Source organism: Pseudoalteromonas sp. DY56-GL22 (genome assembly GCF_041414715.1).
GTDB classification, from domain to species: domain Bacteria; phylum Pseudomonadota; class Gammaproteobacteria; order Enterobacterales; family Alteromonadaceae; genus Pseudoalteromonas; species Pseudoalteromonas simplex.
Genome location: NZ_JANHZR010000004.1, coordinates 35,846 through 61,951, shown reverse-complemented (window position 1 = coordinate 61,951; position 26,106 = coordinate 35,846). Strand labels below are relative to the sequence as shown.

At 40.0% G+C, this 26,106-nt stretch carries 28 protein-coding genes; 12 read left to right on the top strand and 16 right to left on the bottom strand.

The features are described from left to right. Positions 1-29: 29 nt before the first annotated feature. A complete protein-coding gene (locus NO991_RS10595) occupies positions 30-278 on the bottom strand; it encodes a hypothetical protein (RefSeq protein ID WP_300361013.1) in 249 nt (82 codons plus the stop codon). A 157-nt stretch (positions 279-435) separates the two neighbouring features. On the opposite strand from NO991_RS10595, the gene NO991_RS10590 reads away from it, so the two are divergent. Together NO991_RS10590 and NO991_RS10585 are read left to right on the top strand one after the other, a co-directional pair. After that, the gene (locus NO991_RS10590) at positions 436-882 is read left to right on the top strand and encodes a carboxymuconolactone decarboxylase family protein (protein WP_138599883.1); all 447 of its coding nucleotides are present in this window, start codon (positions 436-438) and stop codon (positions 880-882) included. Then, complete coding sequence (locus NO991_RS10585; protein WP_054551899.1) at positions 875-1,645, top strand: AraC family transcriptional regulator; 771 nt, start codon at positions 875-877, stop codon at positions 1,643-1,645. Before NO991_RS10590 ends, NO991_RS10585 begins: the two co-directional genes overlap by 8 nt. Here NO991_RS10585 and NO991_RS10580 read toward each other — a convergent pair. Genes NO991_RS10580 through NO991_RS10570 form a run of 3 tightly spaced genes read right to left on the bottom strand, consistent with a single transcriptional unit; the run spans position 1,642 to position 3,256 of the window. Further along, on the bottom strand, positions 1,642-1,848 hold the full coding sequence (locus NO991_RS10580; RefSeq protein ID WP_054551900.1) for a helix-turn-helix transcriptional regulator: 207 nt from the start codon (positions 1,846-1,848) through the stop codon (positions 1,642-1,644). The two genes, NO991_RS10585 and NO991_RS10580, sit on opposite strands and share 4 nt — an antisense overlap. Next, complete coding sequence (locus NO991_RS10575; RefSeq protein ID WP_300361019.1) at positions 1,848-2,405, bottom strand: DUF2975 domain-containing protein; 558 nt, start codon at positions 2,403-2,405, stop codon at positions 1,848-1,850. Before NO991_RS10575 ends, NO991_RS10580 begins: the two co-directional genes overlap by 1 nt. After that, the gene (locus NO991_RS10570; RefSeq protein ID WP_300361021.1) at positions 2,402-3,256 is read right to left on the bottom strand and encodes an alpha/beta hydrolase; all 855 of its coding nucleotides are present in this window, start codon (positions 3,254-3,256) and stop codon (positions 2,402-2,404) included. The genes NO991_RS10575 and NO991_RS10570 overlap by 4 nt, the downstream gene beginning before the upstream one ends. 264 nt (positions 3,257-3,520) lie before the next feature. Between NO991_RS10570 and NO991_RS10565 the strand changes: the two genes are divergently transcribed. Then, the gene (locus NO991_RS10565; protein WP_371352000.1) at positions 3,521-4,669 is read left to right on the top strand and encodes a hypothetical protein; all 1,149 of its coding nucleotides are present in this window, start codon (positions 3,521-3,523) and stop codon (positions 4,667-4,669) included. 57 nt (positions 4,670-4,726) lie between these two features. Here the strand turns inward: NO991_RS10565 and NO991_RS10560 are convergent, their stop codons facing one another. Then, positions 4,727-6,283 (bottom strand): RICIN domain-containing protein, encoded by a 1,557-nt coding sequence (locus NO991_RS10560; RefSeq protein WP_300361027.1) that lies wholly within the window; start codon positions 6,281-6,283, stop codon positions 4,727-4,729. 306 nt (positions 6,284-6,589) lie between these two features. Here NO991_RS10560 and NO991_RS10555 point away from each other — a divergent pair, with 306 nt between their 5' ends. Both NO991_RS10555 and NO991_RS10550 read left to right on the top strand, forming a co-directional pair. Next, positions 6,590-7,129, top strand: coding sequence for a heme NO-binding domain-containing protein (locus tag NO991_RS10555; RefSeq protein ID WP_138599878.1), 540 nt, complete (start codon positions 6,590-6,592; stop codon positions 7,127-7,129). A gap of 1 nt (position 7,130) precedes the next feature. Then, entirely contained in the window at positions 7,131-8,858 is a 1,728-nt protein-coding gene (locus NO991_RS10550; protein ID WP_300361031.1) for a response regulator, read from the top strand. Positions 8,859-8,861: 3 nt separating this feature from the next. Here NO991_RS10550 and NO991_RS10545 read toward each other — a convergent pair whose 3' ends face one another. Beyond that, on the bottom strand, positions 8,862-9,998 hold the full coding sequence (locus NO991_RS10545; protein WP_371351999.1) for a helix-turn-helix domain-containing protein: 1,137 nt from the start codon (positions 9,996-9,998) through the stop codon (positions 8,862-8,864). Between the two features lie 224 nt (positions 9,999-10,222). On the opposite strand from NO991_RS10545, the gene NO991_RS10540 reads away from it, so the two are divergent. After that, a complete protein-coding gene (locus NO991_RS10540; RefSeq protein ID WP_371351998.1) occupies positions 10,223-11,035 on the top strand; it encodes a DUF2306 domain-containing protein in 813 nt (270 codons plus the stop codon). 66 nt (positions 11,036-11,101) lie between these two features. On the opposite strand, the gene NO991_RS10535 is transcribed toward NO991_RS10540, so the two are convergent. Next, complete coding sequence (locus tag NO991_RS10535; protein ID WP_371351997.1) at positions 11,102-12,103, bottom strand: family 43 glycosylhydrolase; 1,002 nt, start codon at positions 12,101-12,103, stop codon at positions 11,102-11,104. Between the two features lie 90 nt (positions 12,104-12,193). Then, the gene (locus NO991_RS10530) at positions 12,194-13,192 is read right to left on the bottom strand and encodes a Kelch repeat-containing protein (RefSeq protein ID WP_371351996.1); all 999 of its coding nucleotides are present in this window, start codon (positions 13,190-13,192) and stop codon (positions 12,194-12,196) included. Positions 13,193-13,364: 172 nt separating this feature from the next. Between NO991_RS10530 and zigA the strand changes: the two genes are divergently transcribed. Together zigA and NO991_RS10520 are read left to right on the top strand one after the other, a co-directional pair. Next, positions 13,365-14,561: a zinc metallochaperone GTPase ZigA gene (gene zigA, locus NO991_RS10525; RefSeq protein WP_371351995.1), complete on the top strand. Its 1,197-nt coding sequence runs from the start codon at positions 13,365-13,367 to the stop codon at positions 14,559-14,561. Further along, positions 14,561-15,229 (top strand): DUF1826 domain-containing protein, encoded by a 669-nt coding sequence (locus NO991_RS10520; protein WP_371351994.1) that lies wholly within the window; start codon positions 14,561-14,563, stop codon positions 15,227-15,229. The genes zigA and NO991_RS10520 overlap by 1 nt, the downstream gene beginning before the upstream one ends. A 69-nt stretch (positions 15,230-15,298) precedes the next feature. On the opposite strand, the gene NO991_RS10515 is transcribed toward NO991_RS10520, so the two are convergent. Beyond that, positions 15,299-16,021 carry a hypothetical protein gene (locus tag NO991_RS10515; RefSeq protein WP_371351993.1) on the bottom strand — a complete coding sequence of 241 codons (723 nt, stop codon included), beginning with the start codon at positions 16,019-16,021 and terminating at the stop codon, positions 15,299-15,301. A 193-nt stretch (positions 16,022-16,214) separates the two neighbouring features. On the opposite strand from NO991_RS10515, the gene NO991_RS10510 reads away from it, so the two are divergent. After that, positions 16,215-16,688: a YqhA family protein gene (locus tag NO991_RS10510; protein WP_138599871.1), complete on the top strand. Its 474-nt coding sequence runs from the start codon at positions 16,215-16,217 to the stop codon at positions 16,686-16,688. Positions 16,689-16,708: 20 nt separating this feature from the next. Here NO991_RS10510 and NO991_RS10505 read toward each other — a convergent pair whose 3' ends face one another. From NO991_RS10505 to NO991_RS10495, 3 genes are all read right to left on the bottom strand, one after another. Next, complete coding sequence (locus NO991_RS10505; RefSeq protein WP_138599870.1) at positions 16,709-17,536, bottom strand: hypothetical protein; 828 nt, start codon at positions 17,534-17,536, stop codon at positions 16,709-16,711. 118 nt (positions 17,537-17,654) lie between these two features. Beyond that, positions 17,655-18,809, bottom strand: coding sequence for an iron-containing alcohol dehydrogenase (locus NO991_RS10500; protein ID WP_054551915.1), 1,155 nt, complete (start codon positions 18,807-18,809; stop codon positions 17,655-17,657). Between the two features lie 51 nt (positions 18,810-18,860). Beyond that, the gene (locus tag NO991_RS10495; protein ID WP_371351992.1) at positions 18,861-19,694 is read right to left on the bottom strand and encodes a type 1 glutamine amidotransferase domain-containing protein; all 834 of its coding nucleotides are present in this window, start codon (positions 19,692-19,694) and stop codon (positions 18,861-18,863) included. 106 nt (positions 19,695-19,800) lie between these two features. Between NO991_RS10495 and NO991_RS10490 the strand changes: the two genes are divergently transcribed. Further along, positions 19,801-20,700, top strand: coding sequence for a LysR family transcriptional regulator (locus NO991_RS10490; protein ID WP_054551917.1), 900 nt, complete (start codon positions 19,801-19,803; stop codon positions 20,698-20,700). On the opposite strand, the gene NO991_RS10485 is transcribed toward NO991_RS10490, so the two are convergent. Further along, positions 20,681-21,217: a cysteine hydrolase family protein gene (locus NO991_RS10485; RefSeq protein ID WP_166339219.1), complete on the bottom strand. Its 537-nt coding sequence runs from the start codon at positions 21,215-21,217 to the stop codon at positions 20,681-20,683. The two genes, NO991_RS10490 and NO991_RS10485, sit on opposite strands and share 20 nt — an antisense overlap. 119 nt (positions 21,218-21,336) lie before the next feature. On the opposite strand from NO991_RS10485, the gene NO991_RS10480 reads away from it, so the two are divergent. Then, a complete protein-coding gene (locus NO991_RS10480; RefSeq protein ID WP_371351991.1) occupies positions 21,337-22,284 on the top strand; it encodes a GlxA family transcriptional regulator in 948 nt (315 codons plus the stop codon). Positions 22,285-22,327: 43 nt separating this feature from the next. After that, complete coding sequence (locus tag NO991_RS10475; protein WP_054560743.1) at positions 22,328-22,636, top strand: hypothetical protein; 309 nt, start codon at positions 22,328-22,330, stop codon at positions 22,634-22,636. Between the two features lie 254 nt (positions 22,637-22,890). Here the strand turns inward: NO991_RS10475 and NO991_RS10470 are convergent, their stop codons facing one another. The 3 genes from NO991_RS10470 to NO991_RS10460 all read right to left on the bottom strand — a co-directional run bounded on the left by NO991_RS10470 (position 22,891) and on the right by NO991_RS10460 (position 25,848). Continuing rightward, positions 22,891-23,499, bottom strand: a complete 609-nt coding sequence (locus NO991_RS10470; protein ID WP_371351990.1) for an ACP phosphodiesterase — start codon at positions 23,497-23,499, stop codon at positions 22,891-22,893. A 784-nt stretch (positions 23,500-24,283) separates the two neighbouring features. Continuing rightward, on the bottom strand, positions 24,284-25,006 hold the full coding sequence (locus NO991_RS10465) for a hypothetical protein (protein ID WP_194442777.1): 723 nt from the start codon (positions 25,004-25,006) through the stop codon (positions 24,284-24,286). A 95-nt stretch (positions 25,007-25,101) separates the two neighbouring features. Next, positions 25,102-25,848, bottom strand: a complete 747-nt coding sequence (locus NO991_RS10460) for a CPBP family intramembrane glutamic endopeptidase (protein ID WP_138599863.1) — start codon at positions 25,846-25,848, stop codon at positions 25,102-25,104. Positions 25,849-26,106: the final 258 nt, after the last annotated feature.

Here is a 26,106-nt window from a genome sequence, read left to right as displayed (position 1 = left end):
GCCCCACTTTTACTCGTAACCAGTAATGATTAATGCGGCTTTTTAGTCCCATAACGCACCATATCTTTACCGTTTTCATAAACATCATTACTTACGTAACGACCCAATAGCAGCTTATGACTATCATCAAGCACCGCAACAAATGGGCGACCATCACTATTGTTTGTAGCAAGTGCAACTCCGGCTACGTTCTCAAGCCCTAAACCGCCATTTTCAACTAGGCGTAAAAACGTTTCTAACTCATCTAATGTTTCAATTACATCGTTATCGTTAATCATCTCAAATACTCAGTGTTGCAAATGCGCGTAGCATAGCAGGATTCAAAATAAGGTGCTAATTGGCGTGTCTAAGAAACTCTATAAAATGTCGTTTTTTTGCAATATTAAACAATGCATAAGCACTAAGCTCGTTGAAAATATTATTTAAGGATCATTTATGAAACGAGCTAACTATTTTTCTTTACAACCACTGCTAATAAAGCACCTAATGGAACAAGAGCAACTTATAAAACAGGCTGCCGAAACGACTTTCAGCTTAAAAACATGGGAGCTTATTAAATTAAGAGTGTCGCAACTTAATCAATGTGCTTTTTGTATTGCGATGCACACACAACAAGCAAAAGATTATGGTGAAACTACGAACCGTATTATTGGTTTATGTGCTTGGAAAGATATGCCCTTTTACACTAACCAAGAACAACTTGCGCTAACTTTGTCAGAAAAATTGACACAAGCACAGCCAATTGATGATACTTTCTACCAATCGCTAGTTAAAGAATTTACAGACGAAGGGTTAGTCGCTCTCACAATCGCTATTAATGCCATTAATAGTTGGAACCGTATTGTGAAAATGTTTAAACCTGAAGTGGAGTTTAATGAGTAACCACCTTACCTTAGAACTGATGACCCCTAAAGGTGATATTGCCCAAAGTATTCAAGCTATTTGGTTTGCCAAGGCAAATTTTCAAGGGGAGCAATGGCTTGCTTGTGACGGAGCTACAGGTGTTATATTTCCTGTTGCAGGTGAGCTACTGCTTGATGACCATCAGTTGCTCCCCCCTTATGCATTCCAACAAACATCTACACATGCTTCTAAACTTACTTTTTCAGAAAATGCTGTGTTCTGTGGTATTCGTTTTAACCCGACCGTATTACCTGAACTTGAACGCTCTGCACACCCTATCGTCGCAAAGAGCTCATTAAATGCTATAGCAAAAACCTTGCAACAGAGTGCCAACCTCGAAAAGTTTGTGACCTTGGTCAAATCGTATTTCACTAGCCAGCACAGATTAAATCAACATAATAAACACTCAAAACATTTAATCCGTAATCTCATTGAGTTAACGCCTCTCGAAACGGCTTATCAGCGTGCCCCACTGAGTCAACGTCAGCTTGAAAGGCAGGTTAAGGAGCAATGTGGTGTCACACCTAAATATTTTGAACGTATTTACCGAGTAAAACTGGCTAAACAAGCAATTAAGGAAAACCCTGAGCAAAGCTTTGCAGATATTGCTGTAGAGTGTGGCTTTACCGATCAGCCCCATTTAATCAAAGAGTTCAAAGCAATAATGCACGTCACCCCGGCAAAATACCGCAAGTTATTAAAAGACGCTCAAACTAAACAAACAAAACTCATTTTGCGTTAGTCATCTTCAAAACGCAGAATATCACCTGGCTGACAACCTAAGTGCTTACAAATTGCATCTAAGGTTGTAAAGCGTACAGCTTTAGCTCGCCCAGCCCTAAGAACGGATAAGTTTTGTGGCGTAATACCTATCGCTTCAGCTAATTCTGTAGATTTCATTTTTCGCTTAGCTAACACAACATCTAAATCAATAATAATCGCCATTAAATCACTAACTCTTGCTCTTCTTGTAGTTGCTGTGCTTGACCCATAATCCAACCAATAACATAAATAATCAACCCCACCACTAAACCTATAATATCAGTATCTTGTATCGTCACGACTCTTCCCATATCAGTTCCTGTTGCAAAATTAAGAAGAGTTATAAGTAGTGATGGATAGCATACAACTAGTGCAAATTGCGCTAATAATACGCCACCTAACCATTTAAAACATTGGATATTTTCAATAGTGAAAAAAGATCCACATCGGTAAAGCAGAAATAACCGAATCAAAATTATATTGATAAGAAAAAACGGCAGCAATTGCACAAGACCCAGCAATAAAACACTATCAAAGCCATGCTCACCCAATGTCTGAGCGATTCCTTGCCAAGATCCACTGACTTCAAGGCCAATCCACATATGCGCACCGTTACTTTGCGTAAAACTTAACACATCACTGTCACTGAAAAGGACAATAATGCTTGTTACTAACAAACTAATAAGCGTAAAAAGTAGCAAGCTTAGGATCAGCGTACTCATCCACACTATTTTTTTCATGACGATTTACTCAGTGTTATTTGTTTTAAAAGTTGCTCATAGTGATTCGCTAACTGCTTACCTGTCAACGCATTTGAATGATGCTTACCTTTTGCAATGTAAAGCTGCTTTTGCTGAGATTTTGCATGTTGAAATAAATCTTCCGCTAACTCAGGTGGCGTTTGTGTGTCTTTTTCACCGGTGATTATTAATAGCGGTGCTTGGTAAACTTGTAATACTTTTAAATTATCAACTTGATTAATCTCTTCACTAAATTCAACACTAACAAACGGTTTAGCAAACCACGGAATTCGTGCTGCTGTCATCTGCTCAACATTTGTCACACTGCCTTCGAGTACGAGAGCATCGACGTTGCGCTGACTGGCAACATAACCTGCGATCATACTTCCTAAAGAATGACCATGGATCACCACAGGCAAAGTACTTAGATCGGCTCTGCCTTTCACATAATCAAACACCAGTAATGCATCAGCTTTTAGGTTAGCCACACTGGGTACTCCAGAACTCAGCCCATAACCGCGATGGTCCATCATTAGAATATTTACCTGAAAAGGTAAAAGTAGCTTGGCAGGATCCCCGCCTGCGGCACTAACGCGAAACTGGTTGCCACCAAAGTAAATAACTGTTGCGCGTGCATCTGCAACTTTAATTAGGGTGCCTTTAAGAGTGATGCCTTCATCGGTGGATAAAGTAACTTCTTGCTTTTTGGCTGTCGCATCAACATTTTGTATTTCCCGCATCGTTATTTTTTTATCCGGATACAAAAAGTGAGACTCCTCAACTTTAATTGTCGTACAACCAGTTAATAACAACACAATCAGCGAAACGATTGCTATAGAACCAAATTTCATTTTCTCGATCCTTCTAGTAAAAAAACTACTATGGCACTGAAAAAGTTAAAAAACAAACAAAAATTACCGAAAAACGATAATAAATTAACTCATATCGAACATTTAAAGTCCTTCATTTGAGGTAAAGTATTGAGCAAAAGCGCTATCTCTGTTCATTCATTATTTCTCTAATTCTATTTTGAGCGATTTTATTTGCGCTCAGCTTTTATCCATAGGATAGTTAACTCAAGCCTACAAAACCTGCTGTAACTAAATAGGATAATCATGAAAAAAGTTTTACTTGCCACTAGCTTAATCGCCTCGTCATTTACTGCATTTGCAGCCAATTTAACCGTTGAAGAACTGCGTATTGAAAAAGCCAGCAAAGCCATGCCAAAGGTGTTGAGTGCTTTTTCTGATGAAGTAAATCAATTTGAAAAACAATGGCAAGCTGCCACCAGTTATCAGCAAGCAAGTGACCTTATTGATGATTACGCCAGACAATTATGGCGCGATGCCAAAGCGCGTATAATTAAAACCAACAGCTTCGACGACCGAGAGCTGTATTGGGCACGTTTACTTTCAAGCAAGATTATTCGCACCAGCAAACCTCAGTTTGCAATGACCGACAGTGAACAAACCGCGTTATTAACCATGCTTGAAAATGGCAGCCGAGGCCGAACCGACCTTGATTACAGTAAAAAAACCGATAAACGCATTTTAATTACAGGTTTTGATCCGTTCCTTTTAGATAGAAATATTAATCAAAGTAACCCATCAGGTGCTGCGGCATTATTACTTGATGGCCAAGTGATTAATTACAATGGCATTAGCGCTGAGATCAATACGGTAATGGTGCCAGTACGCTACGAAGACTTTGACCAAGGTATTATCGAATCATTACTTGCGCCCTATTACGCACTTAACAATGTCGATATGATTGCCACTATCAGTATGGGCAGCAAAGACTTTGATCTTGAACGCTTCCCGGGTAAACGCCGTAGTGTAACGGCACCCGATAACGCCAATATTGTGTATGGCGGCACAGCCACTGCACCGAAAATTTCGAGCCTAAACGACCGCCCTCTTCCGGGCAATGAGTTTGTCACTTTTAGCTTACCAGTTAAGCAGATGCAAAAAGCCAAAGGGCCATTCCCAATCAACGACAATCATAAAGTCGTTACGCTTGAAAAAGCATTTGAGCCACAATCTCTTAAAGAATTAGAAGGTGCGATTGCTGTCAAAGGTGGTGGTGGCGGCTACTTATCAAATGAAATTTCGTATCGTAGTATTCGACTGCGTGATGAGCTTAATTCAGACATCCCTACAGGGCATATTCACACCCCACGTATTCAGCAATTTGAGCCCGAGACAGAAGCTAAAATTGTTAAGCAAATTAAAGCGATGCTGGAGCAAAGCTTAGTTGCAATTTAAAACGTTAAGCTCAGCTATTTAGTAATAGCTGAGCTTTTTCCAACTCACAATAAGTATTTATTGTGGGCCTGTTCCGCCATTCACTTTACTGCCCAAAGAATTTGGATCATCTAATCGATATGGATAGAGTTGAACATCACCAAATACCGCTGCTCCGCTATCACGATATTGATCAGTTGCAGAACTTCCAGTGTAAACATTTCCTGAGGCACTAAAATAACCCGAGCCTTGATTCCAGTGCGGTTTTGCTGAATTTTCAAAGTAATTGTTTTCTACTAAAACCTCAGCGCCATTACCTGCACTAATTGAGAAGTAAGTAATGTTCTTCCAGTAATTATTAAACATATGCACACGTGAATTATAGCCATCGACTTTAGGATTTCGCCCTGCTGCTGTATCCCAAAAATTGTGATGCGCTGTTATTTGAGAGTTTCTGAATAAATGAGTATACCAATGCTGGTTAGCGCAAACTTGCGTGTTATGCCCGTAAAAACGATTCCAACTTAAAGTAACGTTTTGACTATTGTCTACATCAATATATCCATCACTTATTTTATTAAATGCCATGTGATCAACCCATACATGACTACTATCATCTATTGAAATAGCATCACCAGCTTCAACAAGCGCAGGGTTAATATCCTCAAGCATAATGTTCTTAATAATAATATTTCGCTGCTTGCTAATAACGAGGCTGGCACCAATTATTTTCGAATTTTTACCCAACCCTTGCAGTGTTTTATTTGATTGCACAATGATACGTCTATCATTGCGGGTAACATTCACGGTTGAATTTGAGCTACTTCCCAACTCACTACAGCTTTGATTACCAACAGGTATTCTGTACCAAGTTTTACCGTAATCACCCCATTGGCCACAATCAAGTGGGCAAGCTGGCACCGTTCTATTGGCGGTTCTACAATCAATCACGGTGTTATCTGGAACCTGAATAACCGCAGCAGAACTAGAACTCAACGCCGTACTTAAATCATCACAGCTATATACTGTGATGGCAGTGTTATTCCCACCACCAGTCGTTGTGCTCAATCCATCTTGGCCTGCTTGAGATGCAAATCCTATTAAATTACTTGGCACGGTACCTGTAGTCCCACAGTCGCCATTTACTGGATTAATAAACCATCTTTGTGAACTGATCCCAGCATCATCATTTTGATAAACATTTGCAGTATTATTTGAGCCTGCAACTGTCAAAGATTTACCGGTTAACTTATTAACGATATTGAAGCCGCCCGATGAAGATGCTTTTAACAACCAACGTTGATTTGCTCCTTGCCAATCATCATAAGCAATTATATTTGCACCATTTGATTGCGATGAGTTCAACACATCAAGAACTTTATTATTAAATTTAGAGCGAATAATCCAATAGCCATCTGCTTCTTGAATAAGCTGAAACTTTTGGTTATTTCCACCCCAGTATTCGTAGCTAATAATATTCGGGGCTGAGCTAGAATCACTGGTATTTACATCAAGTGCAAGGCCAGACCCCCTATTAATTACAGAGTATACATTGCCAGATTCTGGCATAGCACTACATTCTCGTGCCTGTAAGGTATGTTGAGTAAAGCACAAAAGTACTATTAATGTTTTCACTAACAACTTAGTTGAGCTGTAAATCTTCAAGACTATCTTCCCTAACTATTTATAATATTAAATTACCTATAAAGATAGACTACCTGCATGTACCCAAAAACACAATTAATGTTTATTTTTTGTAAAGAAACTAGTAAGCCATCTGAAAACTACATGGCTACAACTCCCGACAAAGTCTGTGTTATTTAAAGCAAAAAACTTAATAGCTGATTTTATCGCTAGCCATACTAAAGTTTGATACATAAAAATTGTAAAACTCTTGTTTATATCTAAACTTTAAGTATGAAAAATCATTAGGCCAATTATATGAAAGGTATCGTCTTTACCGAGTTTTTAGAAATGGTCGAAAATGAGTTTTCTTATGAGGTCGCAGACAAAATCATTGAAGAAAACTCACTTACTTCAAACGGCGCTTACACCAGCGTTGGAAACTACGACAATAAAGAGCTGTTAATGTTGGTCAGCTCATTAAGCAATCACATAAATAAGCCCGTTGATGAACTAGTTCATGCTTATGGTAAGTATTTGTTAAAGCGTTTTTTTGTTTTATTTCCACACTTTTTTGATAGTGTCGAAAGTACTTTTGAATTCCTTGATACCATTGACCAACACGTACATATTGAAGTTAAAAAGCTCTACAACGACGCTGAATTACCAAGCTTTGAAACTAAACGAATTAGCCAGAACGAAATGCAAATGTTTTATCGCTCTGGTAACCCATTTGCATGTCTAGCTGAGGGCTTAATTGAGGGCGCATGCGAACATTTCAATGAAGTTATTACCGTTAAAAGCGAGATTGAGGATAACTATCAATCTGCCACTTTTACTCTAACAAAAGAAGCTTAATGTGGATGAAGAACTCTACAAACGTAGAATAGAACGAGAGCGCCAGGCTCGAAAAGAAGCCGAAGCGCTTTTAGAACAGAAGTCCTTAGAGTTATATGAAGCCAATATGACGCTAAAACATGCCGCCGAAAATCTAGAACAAGAAGTCATCATTCGCACCCAGGATTTAAATAAAGCCAAAGAGTTAGCCGATGCCGCCAACCAAGCTAAATCGATGTTTTTAGCGAATATGAGTCACGAAATCCGCACGCCAATGAATGCAATTCTAGGCATGGCCCACCTCGCCCTTGATACAGAATTAACCGACAAACAATATGATTACATTGAAAAAATCCAACTCTCGGCCAAATCACTGCTTGGTATTATCAATGACATTCTCGACTTTTCTAAAATAGAAGCCAATAAGCTCGAACTTGAAAATAGTGATTTTAATCTAAACAACTTTCTCGCTAACCTAGCTAATTTAGCCAGTAGCTTAATTGAGAAAAATAACATCGAAGTCATTTTTGAAATTGACGATGATATTCCTGAATTTTTAATCGGTGATGAACTTAGGCTCAATCAAGTTTTGTTAAATTTACTGAGCAATGCTATTAAGTTTTCAAACCAGCAAAATGTCACGCTAAAAATGACAAAAGAGTCACAAACCGATACCTCTATTTGTATTAAATTTCAGGTCATTGACCAAGGCATTGGTATGTCTCAAGAGCAAGTAAATAGTGTGTTTAAGCCTTTTTCACAAGCCGATGTTTCAACAACACGTAAGTTTGGCGGTACAGGTCTAGGTCTTGTTATCAGTAAAAAGATCATCGAGCTTATGGGTGGTCACATTGAGGTAAAAAGCCAATTAAACAAAGGGAGTTGCTTTAGTTTTGATGTGTCATTTGCGCTATCGGGTATGCAAAGCTGCCACGACACAAACATTTTCAAACATAAGCAAGCTCTTATTATTGAGCAAAGCGGCCAACCTGAAGCTATTCTCCAAAGCATGCTCAACACATTAAGCATCAATGTAAAAACTATTGATTGCATGGATGAAAAACTCTCTGAGGTCGATATTAGCCATAGTTACGACTTTATTTTTTTAGATTGGCACGTACTAAACTGTGAGCAAAATAACATTTTAGAAAACCTCAAAAAGCAGCTTTCTATCGATATTAAAAAAACCATTATTCTCGCTTCTTTTGAAAACCAAGAAGTTAAAGACACGCTAAGTACGCTAGATAAAACCGTTGAAGAAATACTTTTAAAGCCGATTATAAAAGGAAACTTACTAAAAACCCTTGAGCATGTGATGGGGATCGCTACTAAAAAGGAAAACAAAGTAGATAACACCTGTTTTAAAACGCTCGCGGGCTCAAAAATACTTCTCGTTGAAGACAACCCGCTAAACCAACAAGTCGCATCGCAAATATTGCGTTCAAATGGCTTTATTGTTGATATCGCCGAAGACGGGGTTGCAGCGATTGAAGCAGTAGAAAAAGGCACATTCGATTGCATTTTAATGGACTGTCAAATGCCAAGAATGGATGGTTATACCGCCGCGAATAAAATTAAACAGCAATCAAAGTTTGCGCATATTCCAATCATCGCCATGACCGCCAACACCATGGAAGCCGACCTAACTAAAGCAAAAGAATCTGGCATGCAAGGCTACATCGCCAAGCCAATAGAAGTACAAACCATGTTTGAGGTCATTGCTGAGCATTTAACGCAAAAGCCTCTGTAACTTTTAGTCGGTAAGCTCTATGATTTTTTGTTCACCTATTGAGTTATTCTGCTTACGAAACTCGTTAGGGTTAACCCCAACGATGCTTTTAAAAACACGGTTGAAGGTAGCAAGCGAAGAAAAACCACTTTCCATTGCAATACTAAGTATACTCCAATGACTTGCTTCGTCTTTTAGTAACAACCCTTGCGCATGCTGTATTCGGTACTGATTAATAAATAAATTAAAATTTGTAGCTTTAAAGTGGTAACGAATTGCCCTGCTGATCTTATACTCAGGTACTGCTAATGCTTGGGCAAAATCAGAAATTTTCAAATTAGTTTGCAAATAAACCTGCTTATTGATGAGTGCTTCTATGCCAGTAATAAGCTCAGCCTCTACCTCATTATTTTCAGGTTGTTCAGCCTGATTGGTAGCTTTCACTACCTTTTCAGAGTTCAGCACTTCACTATCAACAGCTTCAGGTACGCTGTTGTGGGCACGTTTTTGCAAGAACATTACTAGCTGCATGGCAAATACAATCAACAATGCAGATGAGGTAATTATAAGCGGCTCAAATTGTCGAAATTCGCTCTCACTGAATAAAAATTTAGGCAAAATGCTGGCATTAAATACAGCTAAGAAGTAGCAGCTAGCAAAAATCTTTGCCTGCAACTTTTGCGTTTGTGTTTTACCTTTATAACCCCGTAATGCTTCCCAAAAAGACAACACCAGAATACTTGAAGAGAGCAGTACCGTTATTTCGGCCATACCTTGCTTTAAACGCCACATAAATTGGCTATCAGGGAAAAGCTCTACATCAATACTCACCAAATAATGCCACGTCTGGTTAAACATAATTAACCCCGCAATAGCAGTTGCCACTGCAATATGCACCTTAGTAATAGGCTTTTGCTCTCGAAATAAAGTCCGTGAGATAAGCCAAGCCATATTACAAGTTGCGCAGGTAAATAAGCCAATTAAATAACTGTAAACACCAATACTGGGCGCACTAATTTTTTGCACCCCAACCATGCAAAGCGAGCCACAAAATACAGCAAACAGATAATGAATAAGTTGCTTATCTTTTTTCATGCCATTTAGCAGCATGAGCCCCATACAAACGAAAACGAGTAAGTAATAAGGGGATGTATTTTGCATAACTCTTCATGCCTTAAATTGGGTGATTGATGAATTTTTTACCAATCAGATAAGTGTACTTTTTCAAAATCAACATAGCAAAAAGAGTTTGTTAGTGAATGTGTCAAACCCTGTGTGAGTTCTCATAAATAATCACAATATTTTATTGATCAAATTTCGAATTTGAGAAGAGTTTCTTCTCTAGCCCTTTATATTTGCGGTATTAGAAAAACATAATGGATTTGATGATGTTTAACAAAAATAGCAAACTCACGCCTTTAAAGGCGCTCGAATACAGTAAAAAGATTTGGTTTAGTAGCCTGATAATGGCGCAAACTTGCTTTGTGATTTACCTCATTCTTGGTTATGGAGTGACAGGGTTAACTACAGGTCTTTCTGGTTGGAACCGACTTAATAACACCGCTTATGTTGCCAATGATGCAACGGGGAATTTGATGTATGCAGTGCATGTATTATTTGCTGTCGTGATGATCATTGGCGGAAGCTTACAGCTGATTGAAAAACTGAGAACAAAATACCGAACATTTCATCGCTATAATGGCCGTGTATTTGTTTTTTTAGCTTGCTGTATTTCATTTGCTGGCATGTATTTAATGATAGTAAGAGGAACGGTTGGTAATACCTTGATGCATGCGCTGACAATGTTTGGCGGCATAGTGGTTATCGTATCAAGTCTATTTGCGGTTAAAACCGCACGGGTTCGTAACTTCAACGCCCATCAAGTATGGGCCATACGCTTATATCTTGCCGCTAACGGTGTGTTGTTTTTTAGATTATTAATATTTGCATGGTTTTTAGTATTTGGCACCTTAGGCGTCGATACCGCCACATTCACGGGGCCTGCCGTGCTTGCTGTTAGCCTTTGCTCTTACTTAGTCCCCCTTTTAATAGCCGAACTTGTCCGCTATGCAGCTCGCACGAATATTACCTTTATCACTATCGGCACCGCCTGTTTGATGACGCTAATATCAATCGTGTTCTTAATCGGCTTATTTGGGGTGACTATGGCAAACTGGTACCCAGCTATTGTTAGCTAACTAAACCTCATACAATAAAGCCACCTGAGTAGGTGGCTTTGTAAGCGAATTTTGAATCACTGTAAATTAATACAATTTAAATAGCGGACGACCATTTTCGTCGTATTTTACTTCCATCACACGAGCGTGGCGGTTTGGATCGTAAAGTGGATCTTTTACTATTTCCTCAAGTGGACGAGTGTCTGTTTTTGGCACCACACTTGGTTCACCAACTGCGTGCTCATAGTCTCGGGCATGGTAAATACACAGTGGTGTTTCACCATCTTCAGCTACTGTAAAACAGTTATGACCTGGACCAAAAATTTTCTTATCAACACTTGTTTCAAGTACTGGCATACGTGTTTTGGTCCACGAATTACGATCAAGTAAATCGCTGTTTTCATCCGCTTCCATATAGCCCATACAGTAACATGCACCTGTTGCGCTTGCAGAGAAAGCAATGAAGATTTTACCGTTATTTTTAAGTACTGCAGGGCCTTCGTTTACCCAAAAGTCGACACGCTCCCAATCGTAATCAGGTGTCGTCAGCATAAACTGTGCTGTTTTTAGCTTAATTGGAGATTCCATCTCAGCTAAATACAGGTTGGATGCCGCAAATTGACCACCCGTTTTCTCTGCCCAGCAGAAGTAACGCTTACCGTTATTTTCAAAAATAGTGGCATCTAGAGAAAAATCAGTGAATGACTTTTCATCGCCCTCAGCCGCTTGCATCATGCCAAGCTCAACCCATTCATCATTTAACGGATCTTGACCTTTACACTCAAGCACATACGGGCGTAATGCCCAGATATCATCTTCTTCACTGGCTGCAAAGTAGATGTACCATTTGCCATCGAGGTAATGAATTTCAGGTGCCCAGATATGACGACTCATCGGGCCGCTGTCATGTTTGAACCAAATATCAAAGGTTTCAGCGTCTTTTAGGCCCTCTAATGTAGCAGCCCTACGAAGTTCAATGCGATCATAAGTTGGTACAGAACCGGTAAAATAATAAAAACCATCGCTGTGCTTATGCACAAATGGATCGGCACGCTGCTCTACTAACGGACTATTTGTTTGTAATGTCATCTTGAAACCTGATCGTTAAATTTTAATTTGTATTATTTTATTACTTTTTGGTAAGAATACAAATATAACATTATTTTTAACAGACAGTAATCATAAACCTTTCATACCTTCAAGCAGCACATTTGCATTATTCACTTCACGGCTCGTTTCAGAAAGTCCTACCTTTGTGGCGCCACCCACTAGCCAAATTTGGCCGTTTAACGTAACAGCCCCTAAACCGTGGCGTGGCGTTTGCCACTCGAAAGATTTGCGCCATTGCTGCTTAGACAAATCATAGCTAAAAACCTCACGATCAACTCCTTTGCTATGTTCACCGCCAAACACAGTGATAGCATTATCAATAACCGCTGCCGCATGCCCTGCTCGTGCTTTAGGGAGTGCTGCGTGTGCTTGCCAGCTGTTTGTATTGGGTAAGTATTCGAGCATGTCAGTGATAGGCTCACCGCCAACGGTTCTGCCACCTAGCACAAACCAACGACCGTTTACTTGAGCACTCGCCGCACTGTTTCTAGCCGAAGGTAGAGGAGCCGCTTCTGTAAATGTGAAGCTATTAGGATCAAAGACTAAATGCGCACTCACATCTAAACTATGTTGCCATTGTCCATTTTTCTCACTGCTTGGGCTGCGACCGCCAGCTAAATGCACTTTACCATTAAGCACGGCGCCCACCGTTTCGCTTAATGCAAAAGGCAAACTCGCCACCTTTTGCCATGCTTTAGCACCTTTATCTAGCATTAGCACATCACGGCTATTGGTCCATTGGCCTTGGCTATTAACAAAACCTCCAAAAGCAAATAGTCTGTTTTCTACTGCGATTAAATACGTGTGATGACGCCCTTCAGGCAAACTCGGGGCCGATTGCCAACTTGCATACTCAGGCGACCAAAAATGAACTTTTGCGGTCATCTTACCCGCAGATCCTGGCAGCTCGTTAGAGATACCCCCTGCAACCCAAATCTGTTGATTCATGACCGTTGGGTAAATTTCTTGAATAGCCTCAGGGAGCTTTGGTGCTAACGACTCATTTGCCGATAACGTATAAGGTAAACAAGTAATAGAAAATGCTAACAACAGTTTGGCTAAGCGCATATAAATCCTTAATAAGCAGTTGATTAGCTAAAGACTAAGCCAGCTGTACCTATTCGTACACTGCCAAATAGTCTTACTCGAACAACGATTACTATTCCTAAATGACATTAAATTGATATATTATAACAAAACGTTTAGCGTATTTTGTTTAATCTTATTAAGGGTCACTACCATGAGCAAACTCCCCGTCACCGTGCTCTCTGGCTTTTTAGGTGCAGGTAAAACCACTGTGCTCAGCCATATTTTAAATAACCGTGAAGACAAAAAAGTGGCTGTAATCGTCAATGATATGAGCGAAATAAACATCGATGCAGCAACAGTTAAAAACGATGTTTCGCTTAGCCGCGGCGAAGAAAAACTAGTAGAAATGAGCAATGGCTGTATCTGCTGTACATTGCGTGAAGACTTACTCATTGAAGTACGCGCTTTAGCGCAAACAGGCCAATTTGATTATTTGGTTATTGAGTCAACCGGTATTTCAGAGCCCCTTCCTGTTGCCGAAACATTTACCTTTGCCGATGAAGATGGCGTGTCACTGTCTGATGTTGCAAGGCTTGATACCATGGTCACGGTCGTTGATGCCGTTAATTTTTTAAACGACTTTAACGAAGCCAAATTCTTACAAGAAACCAACGAACACTTAGGTGATGAAGATGAGCGAAGCGTAGCCGACTTACTTATTGATCAAGTTGAGTTTGCTGATGTCATTTTAATTAGTAAAACAGACCTAATTAGTGCCGATGAACTCAAGAGCTTAAAAGCCATTTTAAGCTCATTAAATACCTCAGCAGAACTGATTGCCATTGAAAATGGCCAAGTTGATATCAATACAATTCTCGGCACGGGTCTGTTTGACTTTGAAAAAGCTCAGCAAGCACCTGGCTGGCTAAAAGAACTGCGCGGCGAACATACCCCAGAAACCGAAGAATACGGTATTAGCAGCTTTACTTACGGGGCCCGCCGCCCTTTTCACCCTGAAAAATTTTATAACTTTATTCATAACAATCAGCGCGAAGGCAAATTACTTCGTTCCAAAGGCTACTTTTGGTTAGCCTCTCGACCACAATTTGCTTGCCAATGGAATCAAGCTGGCGGCATAGCCCGCTATGGTTTTGGCGGGGTATTTTGGAAAGCCTTACCGAAAGATCAGTGGCCAACAGATAGCGACTACTTAGATTCAATTAACCAAGTATGGCAAGAGCCCTTTGGTGATATGCGCCAAGAGCTGGTTTTTATTGGTCAAAACCTCAATCAAGCAGCGATCATTCAAGCTCTCGATAACTGCTTACTTAGCGACGATGAACTATTAGCAGGCAAAGCGCTTTGGCAAACCCTGCCCGATCCATTTCCTGTTTGGGAGGAAGCATAATGACAGCCTACGCATTAGAACATGACACTGATAACCTACCAACAGCGGCCGCAACAGCGTTAAGCCCTGTGGTGTTTTCACAAATTTATAAACCTGAGCATAACATTGCAATTTGGCAGCGTAACTTAGCTGAACAGCTGCAATCAGAAGTAGCTGAGAGTATTACAGCCAACCCAGAACTCAGCATTAACGCTGTGATCAATCAAAACAGCATTGTGGCTGACATTGATAAAGCCCTTGAAAAACTACCTCAAGCAAAAGAGCTTAAAGCCGACCTCGCTCAGCTTGTTGATATGTTTTGTTATTTACTTGAGTTAAAGCGAACCGGATTACGCCTAAGAGTTCTTGAATGTGCCATGTGCCCACGTTTTCATGTTGATAAAGTCCCTTGCCGGTTAGTCAGCACATATTATGGTAGTGGTTCGCAGTGGTTGCAAAATGCAGGACTTGATCGCACCAAACTTGGCGCTGGTCATCAAGGATTAAGCGATGAAGAATCAGGATTAATGACAGCAAATGCTAAAATTCACTCTCTAAATGTGGGTGATGTAGCCTTATTAAAAGGCGAAACTTGGCAAGATAACGAAGGCAAAGGCCTTGTACACCGCTCACCAGCACTCGCTGCTGGCGAAAAACGACTACTTGTAACCCTTGACTTTATTGCTTAATTCGAGCGTACCTGTTGCGTCTATTGATTTTAATAGGCGCTATTTCATTCAAGAATACACAACAACTGCTCATGGCTTTAAATTAACGAAAAGCATACTAAGCGCACTTGCAATCGCTGATAGAGCAAACATCCTTAGTAACAAAATTAAGACATTCCCTGCACCACCAGCAAAAGTGCCTTTAAAGCTTAATGGGTAGCCATGAAAAACCATTAAATATAATACGTTAAAAAGCCCTACCCGCATCCCGTCAATTTCATGGGTATCACCATTTTTTAAGTGAATTTCACACACATGCAAGGTGGGTAATCTAACTCGGGGTTCGCCAAACTTTCGTTTGCGTTTTAGATCCATCGTATAGTGAAATAACACCTCTGCGATTTGGTTTTTAGCAATGGTGAGAGTGTGATTTTGGTGCTTTTTAAACGTCAACTTATCAATTTTGAGCTCATCCTTGCTTATGCTCATTGCCCATTTAGAACCAAAGCCATACTTCTTGTAAGTCATGATGCGTTTGGTAATAAACACCAATAAAAAGCTTATAAGGCAAATTAAAAAAGCCAACCATGCTTTAACAACATCTACTAAATAAAAACTAGATAGTGAAATTGCGCATACCATAAGCGCAAAAAACACTTCGGCCCACCCAGATAACGTCGCTAAACCTGGGAGAGATTCTAGTTCTGTTAATGAATCTTCAGTTAGTGACGATTTTCCTTTAAAGGCTGCATATCGAAACCATTTTTTATCATTTAAATCCAGTTCCAGTGAGTGCTTAGCCACAGAACCCATAAACATCCCTTTTAAAATAAAGCTAAATAAGAACAACCTTCGTTGTTCCTTAAACTTATACACAACCCGACCTTACGAGTAAATACTCAAAGAACTAATAAGTTAGGTTTAACTTGGCATATAATAAGTTCAGTAATTAATCAAAAACGAGCTAAACTACGTATATTAAAGAAATTAATTTGTGTGAGTTGATATGGAGCGCCTTTTTCAAAATAGCCGGTTTTTAGTCATCATCGCGATTATCACTACAGCAATTTCATCGTTACTCGTTTACATTGCCTGTGTAAATATCGTTTTCAATGTTGTGAAAGTCACCATCACCGCACTACCTGACTCAGCAAAAGGAGGGAAAGAGTTAATTGTCGAGCTTTTAAAAATTCTCGACCTATTACTCATCGGCATTACTCTTCAAGTCATTACCATCAGTCTGTACCGGCTATTTATATCGCCCTCAACAACAAAAAGCAGCCAGTTTTTGGCCGCCTTTCATATCGAAGATTTTCATGACTTAAAAATTACTTTAGTGCAGGTAACATCTGTGATTTTGGTGATTCTGTTTTTAGAACACGCCGTTGAGTTTGGCGGCACAATAGAAACCCTCTACCTTGGTATTTCTATTGCGATTGTGGTTGCCGCCTCGACCTTTGCATGGCGCTCAATGAAATAGTGAATACTCACTACGTTAGTTTATTTTTCAGGGTAACGTAGCTGATATTGCTCTTTCATCGCGGCATTAAACCGCTCAAGTAAACTGCCCTTTTGGGGTTCTTTAGCCAGTTCGAGCAAATCAATTTTTAAGTGGTTATGTTCATTAAATTGGCTAGCAAACGTGCCCATCATTGCTGATTCAAACTTACCATCAGTGAGCAGTTCAAGTACCTGATTACCAAATTGAAACGCCTCGTACTCATTAAGTAGTGTTAAAAAATCACTAAATGATGCGCCCGATAAGTTACTCTGCGTTTTAAATGCGCTTAAGTAACCTTTTGCTAATAAGTTTTGCTCTTTAAAGGCTAGCTGAAATTGGTATGCATGGCGGGTTTCGTGTAATAAAAACGCTAATGGCGCATAAACTTCCATCTCTTTGAGCTTATCTGGGTTTAAATAAACTAATCCTGCACCTGGGTAACGTACATCAAACACAAAATTAACTGCTCTTTGCGGATACAAGGTGTTATTTATCACCAAGGTTGGTGCTGTAATAGCAAAGCTTTTAATTTCAATTGCAAACACCTCTGGTAGTAAAGCCATTCGCTGCTCAAACGATAGCGCTTCCCAGTTCATTAACTTTTTATAAAGCGCTTTATTTTGCTTTAAGGCGTTGACCAGTTTTTCTGCATCAAGTTGTCTTTGCTTATGTGCTTGCTCTAACCAAGGAATATTAGATTCACTGAGCGCGTATGCTGTTGGCGTTTGTTTTTGCAATGCTTCATTAGCATAAAACTTTGCAGGTTCTGCATAGACAAAGCAAGATAAAGCTAAACAAGCGCTTGAAAATAAATGGGTAAGTTTCATGGTGTGATTTTTATCGATAATTTATTGCCTAGATTTTACTAGCTTATGCAATAGAATTAAACGTCTTCAATTTTTTAAAAAGGCGTAACAGCTTATGTTACGCCTTTAAATTTAACCCCTAAAGTGCCAGCGCTAATATTTGCTTAACTTTCGCTAAATCAATATCACCGTGTTCACCTAGCGTAGTTAACTCATTCTTTTCTAAGTTATTAACAACCGCGTCGATTGCTTGTTCATCAAGGTCATAATCAGCAAGGCGTGTTTTCACAGCCATTGCTTCGAAGAAGTCTTGCACTGCTTTAATCGTTTTATCGATTTGTTCAGCTTCATCGCTATAATTAAAACCAAACACTCGCTCACCAAGTTGCTGTATTTTAATAGACTTCTGCTCTTTTTGAACATGCATTAGTGCAGGTAAAACAATCGCTAGTGTTTGTGCGTGATCAAGATTATAAAGTGCTGTTAATTCATGACCAATCATATGTGTAGACCAATCTTGCGGTACACCCTGACCAATCAAACCATTCAGTGCCATTGTAGCCGACCACATAACATTGGCTCTTACATCATAGTTTTGCGGTTCGCTCAGCGCTTTAGGTCCTTCGCTGATCAAAGTTTGTAAAATACCTTCTGCAAAGCGGTCTTGTAATGGCGCATTTACTGGGTAAGTTAAGTACTGCTCAATAACGTGTACAAATGCATCTACAACACCATTACTTACTTGGCGCTCTGGTAACGAAAAAGTATATTCAGGATCAAGTACTGCAAAAACTGGTTGCACACTCGGTGATGAAAAAGCACGTTTCTGCGACGTCTCTTTTTTAGTAACCACTGAGTTGCCGTTACTCTCAGAGCCAGTTGCAGGTAAAGTTAATACTGCACCAATAGGAAGCGGGTTACTAAACTCAGCACCTTTAACAAGGATATCCCACGGCTCACCTGCAAAGTTATAAGCTGCTGCAACAAACTTAGCGCCATCAATAACACTGCCACCACCAACAGCTAAAATAAAGTTAACATTATGCTCTTTAGCACTTGCCACAGCTTGCATCAGTGTTTCGTATGTTGGGTTAGGTTCAACACCACCAAACTCTATAACATCAACATCGGCTAACGCACTCATTGCTTGGTCGTAAACGCCGTTTTTCTTTATTGAGCCACCACCAAAAAGTAATAGTACTTTAGCGTTTTCTGGTAAACGTGACGTGATCTCACTCATTTGACCTTTACCAAACAAAATTTCGGTTTGATTTTTATAAATAAAGTTCAACATTTAAATGCCCCTTAAATTAGGTTTAAATTGCTAATTAGCTAATTAGCTAATTTACTTAGCTAACATTTCTAAAAGCTTTTCTGCTAATAATTTATCTGAAAACGGGTTTTGCCCCGTAATGAGTTCGCGGTCAACAACCACGTTTGGCTGCCACTCACTAGCGAATGCCATATTTCCACCGGCTTTTTCCATTGCCATAGCAGGATAGAACTTAAGCTTTTTACCTTCTAAACTGCTTTCAAAAACACGCTCTTCAGGGTCTGAAAAAATAGTCATTTTATAGCCGTCATAAATCCAGTTGTTGGCCACTGCCTTTTCGCCATCTTTTATCGCTTGATAATAAGAATTTGGCTGAACTTGAGCCGACAACAAGGTAATTGGGCCATGGCAAATTGCCGCTGTTGGTTTACCTTGCTTATTAAAGTGACGCAAAATTTCACCCACTTCTGGGTTGTTTGCTAAATCAATTAAAGGTGCATGGCCTCCAGGGATAAACACAGCCTCATATTGGCTTAAGTCACCCGCTAAAATTTCGCTCAAACTCGCGGTATCATTGATATCAGGAAGTGATGCTACAAAACGCTGAATGCTCTGCATTTTAGCTTCATCACCATCAAAGTAATCGGTGCTCACTGATTTTTTATCTACTTGAGGCGCATTACCTTTAGGTGTTGCAAGTACAAGCTCATAACCCGCATCAACTAATGCTTTTGCAGGCACACCAAACTCATTTAGGTAGTAGCCTGTTTCAATGCTCTGGCCGTCAGCTAAATCCATAGTTGTTTCACTTGATAAAATAACCAACACTTCGCCTTCACCCGCCACTGCAAACATCGACATAGTTGATGCAGCAACAAGCGTTAGTCGCTGTAATATCTTTTTCATAATTCGTCCTCTTAGAAAGTGAAGCTATCATAGTTGGTTTGCGGGGCGAGTAGAATTCGGATAAATTAAGAGGAGCAATCAGAATATTTATGGCTCGTACAGTTACATGTCTTATCTCACGCAATTAAAAACCTTTGTTGAAGTTTATCGTTGTAAAAATATTACGAAGGCTGCGGCTAATTTAGGCTTATCTCAGCCTTCAGTGACTTCTCATATTCAAGCAATGGAAACTGTAGTTGGTAAATCTTTATTTGAGCGCAAAGCCCGCGGTGTTACCCCCACTGCAGCAGCACATGATTTAGCGCTGCAGGTTTCTGGTCATATCGATATATTAGAGCAAAAAATCATGTCGATACGGGCACGTTCTGATGCCGCACATGGCACTGTTAATATTGCAGGACCTGCCGAATATATTAGTAGTGTATCGGGGCCACAAATTGCCAACTTACTGCAATCTGGCAATGTAAATCTTGTTCTGCATATTGGTAATAAAGTGAGAATTTTTGATGCCTTGCAATCAGGTACTGCAGATATTGCTATTGCCGCATCAGCGCCTGATCCAGCACTATTTGATAGCCTTGTGCTCGACAAAGAAAAGCTCATTTTGGTGATGAACCGTTTACATGGCCGAGAAATCAAAGACAGCGCCATTACCGCAGATTTACTCTCAAGCTACAATGTCGTTGCTTATGATGAAGAACTGCCTTTGATAAGACAATACTTTGAAGCTGTATTCAACGCAAAATGCCACTCAAACGTCATTGCTATTTGCCCAGATATACGTGCTATTAGCAATATTATTCGTTCAGGTATTGGTTATTCTGTATTACCCGATTACCTTTGTCGCGATCAGATAAAAGCCGGGGAGCTTGTGCAACTAGGGCCCGAAGGCCCAGAAAACATAATTTACTTAGTTTGGAACAAAGGGGCATTAAAACACCCCCGTATTGCATTTGCCAAAGATGTTATTTCGGCCTTTGCAAATATTAATTACTTTGCAAACTAAGCAAGGCTTGCTTTGCGTCTAGCAGTTTTACTCGTGGGGCAAGCGCATTTAGTGCGATTAAATGTAGCATTTCAGATACTGTGGTACACACATCTGTTAAAACTGCCACATCGTACTCTTTAGCTTGCTCTGAGATAGCTGTATGAGTTACACAGTTTTGCGTCATCATACCTGCGATCAAAAGTTTTTTAATACCATGCTGCTTTAAAACATCTTCTAAATTAGTTTGATGAAAGCTGTCTGCATAGTGTTTTACAACCACAGGGGCTTCTGGTGCTGCATTTAAAATATCAGGATGAATATCAACACCTTCTGTACCTTCATTAAAAAATGGCGCTAAACCCTGAGAAGGATCAGCAACATGCTGAATATGAATAGGTAAAACCCCGCGCTCTGTGGCTTGTTTTATCACATCGACGAGCTGATCTTTTACTTGTTTAGCCTGCCATAAAGGAAACGCGCCATCCTCAAAGTAATCACTCTGTAAGTCGATAATTAGTAATGCTGTGTTTGTCATTGTATAAACCCTTTTTCATTGTATTGACGCATAGTTTGCTGAATTTTTAACGTATCAAACAGTGACCCAAACACCATTTATCGATAATATTGGGCCAAAGTGTTTGATAAGGCTTTACCATGAATGTTGCAGTATTCGCATTTCCAAATATCAGTCCATTTCATCTTGCAGTACCATGTATGGTGTTTGGTGAAGGCGCTCGCTCAGCTGGTATCAAAGAATTTAACTTAGCGGTGTGCAGCGAAAGTAAAGCTGTAATGCCCTCAAGCGCGGGGTTTGATATTCAAGCGCATCACTCAATAACAAAGTTTGATCAGGCAGATATTATAATTATTCCGTCTTGGCCATCACCTGAAACAGCCCCCTCTAAAGAATTAGCAACCAGTTTGCTAAACGCGCATAGCCGTGGCGCTATAATTGTAGGGCTCTGCTTAGGCGCTTATGCGTTAGCGCACATTGGGCTTTTAGATAATATTGAAGCAACCACCCACTGGGCATACAGCGATGACTTCAAAGCGCGCTTTGCAAAAGTGAAGCTTAACAATCAAGTGCTTTACCTTGAACATAATCGGCTATATACATCGGCAGGAACAGCGGCAGCTATTGATTGCTGCTTATATTTAGTTCGCAAATTTTTAGGAAGCGAGCAAACTAATGCTATTGCCAGAATGATGGTAACGGCGCCGTATCGCACTGGGGGGCAAACACAATTTATTGCCCTACCCGTCCCGCAAAATGTTGCTGATGAGCGTTTAGCAAGCTTGCTTGAACTGATGCAAAAAAACTTAGCTAGCAACCATACGATTGATACACTCGCAGAGCAAATGCACATGAGCCGACGCACCTTTACCCGCCACTTTCAATCGCTTACTGGACAGAGCGTTGGGCAGTGGCTGTTAAATCAACGTTTAAACCACGCGCAGCGACTTCTTGAGTCAACTGATTTACCACTAGAACATTTAGCCGAGCAATGCGGCTTTGGCTCATCTGTTACTTTACGCCATCATTTTCGTTCTCAGTTTGGTTTATCACCGCGAGACTGGCGTAATGCATTCCGCCAAGCATGAAGCTTAGGTATAATTAGTTTTTCGACTCGATTTTGGTTTTTAAATGAAAAAGCTTTCTAAAGTACAATTAAAACAGCAAGCCCTTGTATTAAATGTTGCCGACGCCCTTGAAGAGCAAGGTCGCGCAGAACTTGAAGGCATGTTGCAATGCTGGTTTGATGTGGAATACCACTTATTCCCAGGCTCATTGCTATTATGTTTTCAATTTGAAAACCAGCAAACACTCGATGCAGCGACCCCAGAGCTATTAAAATGGCAAAAACGCCTAAGTGGCGCAATGCTGAAAAAAGGCGTGATTTTAAAAGACATGCGCAGGCATTTAGTGTTTACCCTAAAAGGCCCAGACGATTAAATGGGATGAGTTGCGGGTTAGCAAGTTAGCAAAATTGTAGCAGCGATTTTATATCGCGTAGGAATGATCACAGGTGCTAGGTGCTAGGTGCTAGCAGCATAGTGTTGGTTTTGGATTCGTAAGGGGGTTCCATGCCCAATCGACTTTTTTGTTCGGCGTTAAAACGCCTCCTATAACTCGCATCTCGTTCCTCGAAACTCGTATCTTTCCCTTTAACTCGATAACTTGTTGGGTTTCACTCCGTTCTACCCAACCTACCGGCTGATGTCTGAAAGCTTTTGCTTTTCCACACCCATTTGCTTCACATGCTCAACCAGCTCAGGGAAAAACGTTAAAAACACCGCGTCTAATTGTTGGTAGTGGCGAGCTATATCGTCAGCGGCTCCTGCAAAGTTATTAGCAAAGCGAATACGCTTGGCGATGTTATCAAGGGCAAGGCCGATCCCATCGAGTGTTTCATACTCTTTAAACCAATCATTGTTGGTCATACTAGTCACAACTTGCTGCATACGCGAAGGCATCATGGCTTGCCTAGCATTTAAAAGCCCATAACTGTGCTGTTTGAATTCAGCTAATGGTTGGTCATTAAACCGCTGCCAATGCTGAATAAGAAAGTGATCGAACGCTACATCAATCGCGACACTTGCAAAGCGTTTACGTGCTGGCGAAAAGTACTGCTTAGCCTCTTTTACAAGGGGATGTGAGTCAGTAAACCTATCAACCAAATAATGATTCTCAAGGCCATTTTTAACCGTATTGGGTAACTGCGCAGAATACCGACGCCCACCAAAGTCCCCCAGCAAATTACCAAAATGTGAATCAGCCGTCGGTTGTGCTAAATAAAGGTGAGCCAAGTAGTTCAACGCATTCTCTAAAAAAAGTCATTTTATGCATTGTAAAAGAATACAGGTGAAAGGGTCTAGGGGCACGAGTTGCGGATTAGCAAGAGTGTAGCGGCGATTTTATATCGCGTAATCCACTGAATACTCACAAAGAGGAAAAGAGACGCTGCGCTTAAGAGGAATTATTAAAAAATTGATGGTTTTGTTGGGTTACTCATTCACTTCTCATTGTCTTCTCTTTGTGCAAAAAATATTGAACCACAGAGTAAACCGAGGCGCTTCGCGCTACACAGATAAAACTGTAAATTACGCGGGGTAAACCCGCTGCTACCTGTTCAGTGTTAAAACGCCTCCTGCACCTCGCATCTCGCTAACTTTTCAATCTGATAGCTGATGGCTCCAAAGTTGGGTTTCGCTCCGCTCTAACCAACCTACGAGCTAATGAATCAAGCACTGTAGGTCGTCATTTATGGCGACACATAATCGCTAACATTGACGGGCTAAAGCCCGACCTACATCTTGCTTCTGTGGTTTAGATAAGCATCGCGCGAAATAAATTTCACGCCTACGGGTATGCATTTCACTGAAACTGCGTGCAGGCTGATCTGACTTATAGCTTAAAGCTCTTTTGTTTTAATCTGACTTCTAACGACTGATATCTAATATCTTCTAACGCCTCCTACACCTCGCATCTCGCTAACTTTTCAATCTGATAGCTGACGGCTGAAAGCTGATGGCTCCAAACGTTGAGTTTCACCCCGCTCTAACCAACCTACCAGCTAATAGCCATACAAATAACTCACCTTTATGACTTTAAATTAAATGCCAACATGACAAGAGCCGATATGATCGCAGAAAGAGAAATTAACCGCATAATCAAAATAACTATATTACCTGCACCGCTTGAAGTTGTACTTCTGAATAGTAGCGGGTATTCGTGGAATTTTAAAAGGTACAGCACATCAAAAAGACCTACTCGCATACTGTCTAGCGTAACAACATCGCCACTTTTTTGATGAATTTCACAAGCGTGTAAATTGGCCGTTTTTTCGTTCACAATATGACCACTTCTACCGTGAAAAGTATAATTAAAAATGATTTCTTGGATATCGCCCTTAGCGATTTGCAAAACTTTTGAAGCTTTGCCCTCTATTGCTCGCCTATCTATTTCGAGTGAGTCTTTAGATATACTCATAATCCACTTACGACCAAATCCAAATTTGTTATAAATCACAATTCGCTTGATAACAAATACACAGAGATAACAACTCACACAAGTTAAAAAAGCAGGTATCGGCTGCATCGTTTCTTGAAGCACTAGGCTCATTACAGCAATAGCGATAGTCATAAAGAAAAATAAAAATTCAGCTCCGCCCGACAGCACAGCTAGGCCCGGTAGCGACTTTAGTTTTGTATTAGAGTCTGCTTGTAAAACTGTCTTTTCATAGAAAGTTGAATATCTAAACCAAACTCGGTCGTTCAGGTTTAAATCTAGGGAGTGCTTCGAAAGTGGCTGATTATAATCCATTATTTAAGTTTCCATTTTTAAAACACAATTTTGCCATTACTTTCCTATTAAGCCAACCTATGTACTTGATAGTATATTTACTTTACCTTCATGTACTAAACTAACTGCCCAACAAAGTTAACCATATTGTGCGCTACAATTGGAAAAACAAGGCTACCAGTACGCTCTCTTAACCACAGCAAAATAAATCCATAACTCCCAGTTAGTACGATTCTGAATGCAGACAAATGCCACTCACCATCTATATGCATAACCCCATGAACTAGACCAAATAATAAAACCAAAAGTAACCCTGCAATGTTTATTGGCGAGCCAAAAAAGTTAATGCGCGATGAAACAACAGCCAACGAAAAACAAAATAATAAAACTCCTCTAAACATTGGTTCTTCATCTAACCCAGGAATAAGAGCTTGATAGAGTAGCGTTTCAAAATCGAAATTTGGTCCGTTACCAAGGCTAAGCGTTACAATAATCTGCAACGCAACAAACAGGGTTAAAACAACGAGTGCAGGCTTAATAGAGCCTTCATTTTGTCTGAGAGTAAAACCAGCGTCCTTGATTTTAAAGTCACTTTTAAAAGCTGCTAATAAAGCCAATACCAAAGCCCAAAGAGTAATAGCGACAATTTTACCTGACCAATTCCATTTGAGATCTGTAAAGAGTAAATCTAAGGAAATGAACTCTTTACCTTTGAATAAAGCTAAGAAATAACAAAATAGAATTAACAGAGTAGCAAGCAGCCAAGTTAAGTTTATAGTTACTTTACTGAATGCTTTTAAAATTAAAACGAGTAATAGAACCACGCCTAAATTGGCGAGTATTCCAAAATACATATCTGGCATAACCGTCCTTGGTGAGCATAAAGCTCAAACTTTATTATTGTTTAATTTCTATGATAAACACAAAAACAACCTATTAAACAGATATTTGTTTGAGTTTAAATTCCCATTGAGCATATTTTTATTTTCAAAGTATATGAACCACAGAGAGCACCGAGGCACTTCACGCTACACAGAGAAAAACAGCATTTAAAAATAATATTCACAAAGAGGATAAGAGACGCTGCGCTTTAGAGGAAAAAACAAAATACTCTTTTGGTC

Bases quoted from the DNA above. Each gene is read 5' to 3' on its own strand.
- NO991_RS10515 (WP_371351993.1), bottom strand. From the start codon at position 16,021: ATGGGTTCTGTGGCTAAGCACTCACTGGAACTGGATTTAAATGATAAA.
- NO991_RS10495 (WP_371351992.1), bottom strand. From the start codon at position 19,694: ATGAAAAAGATATTACAGCGACTAACGCTTGTTGCTGCATCAACTATG.
- NO991_RS10465 (WP_194442777.1), bottom strand. From the start codon at position 25,006: ATGGATTATAATCAGCCACTTTCGAAGCACTCCCTAGATTTAAACCTG.
- NO991_RS10555 (WP_138599878.1), top strand. From the start codon at position 6,590: ATGAAAGGTATCGTCTTTACCGAGTTTTTAGAAATGGTCGAAAATGAG.
- NO991_RS10595 (WP_300361013.1), bottom strand. From the start codon at position 278: ATGATTAACGATAACGATGTAATTGAAACATTAGATGAGTTAGAAACG.
- NO991_RS10570 (WP_300361021.1), bottom strand. From the start codon at position 3,256: ATGAAATTTGGTTCTATAGCAATCGTTTCGCTGATTGTGTTGTTATTA.
- NO991_RS10565 (WP_371352000.1), top strand. From the start codon at position 3,521: ATGAAAAAAGTTTTACTTGCCACTAGCTTAATCGCCTCGTCATTTACT.
- NO991_RS10545 (WP_371351999.1), bottom strand. From the start codon at position 9,998: ATGCAAAATACATCCCCTTATTACTTACTCGTTTTCGTTTGTATGGGG.
- NO991_RS10535 (WP_371351997.1), bottom strand. From the start codon at position 12,103: ATGACATTACAAACAAATAGTCCGTTAGTAGAGCAGCGTGCCGATCCA.
- NO991_RS10500 (WP_054551915.1), bottom strand. From the start codon at position 18,809: ATGTTGAACTTTATTTATAAAAATCAAACCGAAATTTTGTTTGGTAAA.
- NO991_RS10485 (WP_166339219.1), bottom strand. From the start codon at position 21,217: ATGACAAACACAGCATTACTAATTATCGACTTACAGAGTGATTACTTT.
- NO991_RS10460 (WP_138599863.1), bottom strand. From the start codon at position 25,848: ATGCCAGATATGTATTTTGGAATACTCGCCAATTTAGGCGTGGTTCTA.
- NO991_RS10520 (WP_371351994.1), top strand. From the start codon at position 14,561: ATGACAGCCTACGCATTAGAACATGACACTGATAACCTACCAACAGCG.
- NO991_RS10510 (WP_138599871.1), top strand. From the start codon at position 16,215: ATGGAGCGCCTTTTTCAAAATAGCCGGTTTTTAGTCATCATCGCGATT.
- NO991_RS10575 (WP_300361019.1), bottom strand. From the start codon at position 2,405: ATGAAAAAAATAGTGTGGATGAGTACGCTGATCCTAAGCTTGCTACTT.
- NO991_RS10505 (WP_138599870.1), bottom strand. From the start codon at position 17,536: ATGAAACTTACCCATTTATTTTCAAGCGCTTGTTTAGCTTTATCTTGC.
- NO991_RS10480 (WP_371351991.1), top strand. From the start codon at position 21,337: ATGAATGTTGCAGTATTCGCATTTCCAAATATCAGTCCATTTCATCTT.
- NO991_RS10585 (WP_054551899.1), top strand. From the start codon at position 875: ATGAGTAACCACCTTACCTTAGAACTGATGACCCCTAAAGGTGATATT.
- NO991_RS10590 (WP_138599883.1), top strand. From the start codon at position 436: ATGAAACGAGCTAACTATTTTTCTTTACAACCACTGCTAATAAAGCAC.
- NO991_RS10530 (WP_371351996.1), bottom strand. From the start codon at position 13,192: ATGCGCTTAGCCAAACTGTTGTTAGCATTTTCTATTACTTGTTTACCT.
- NO991_RS10475 (WP_054560743.1), top strand. From the start codon at position 22,328: ATGAAAAAGCTTTCTAAAGTACAATTAAAACAGCAAGCCCTTGTATTA.
- NO991_RS10580 (WP_054551900.1), bottom strand. From the start codon at position 1,848: ATGGCGATTATTATTGATTTAGATGTTGTGTTAGCTAAGCGAAAAATG.
- NO991_RS10490 (WP_054551917.1), top strand. From the start codon at position 19,801: ATGTCTTATCTCACGCAATTAAAAACCTTTGTTGAAGTTTATCGTTGT.
- zigA (WP_371351995.1), top strand. From the start codon at position 13,365: ATGAGCAAACTCCCCGTCACCGTGCTCTCTGGCTTTTTAGGTGCAGGT.
- NO991_RS10540 (WP_371351998.1), top strand. From the start codon at position 10,223: ATGATGTTTAACAAAAATAGCAAACTCACGCCTTTAAAGGCGCTCGAA.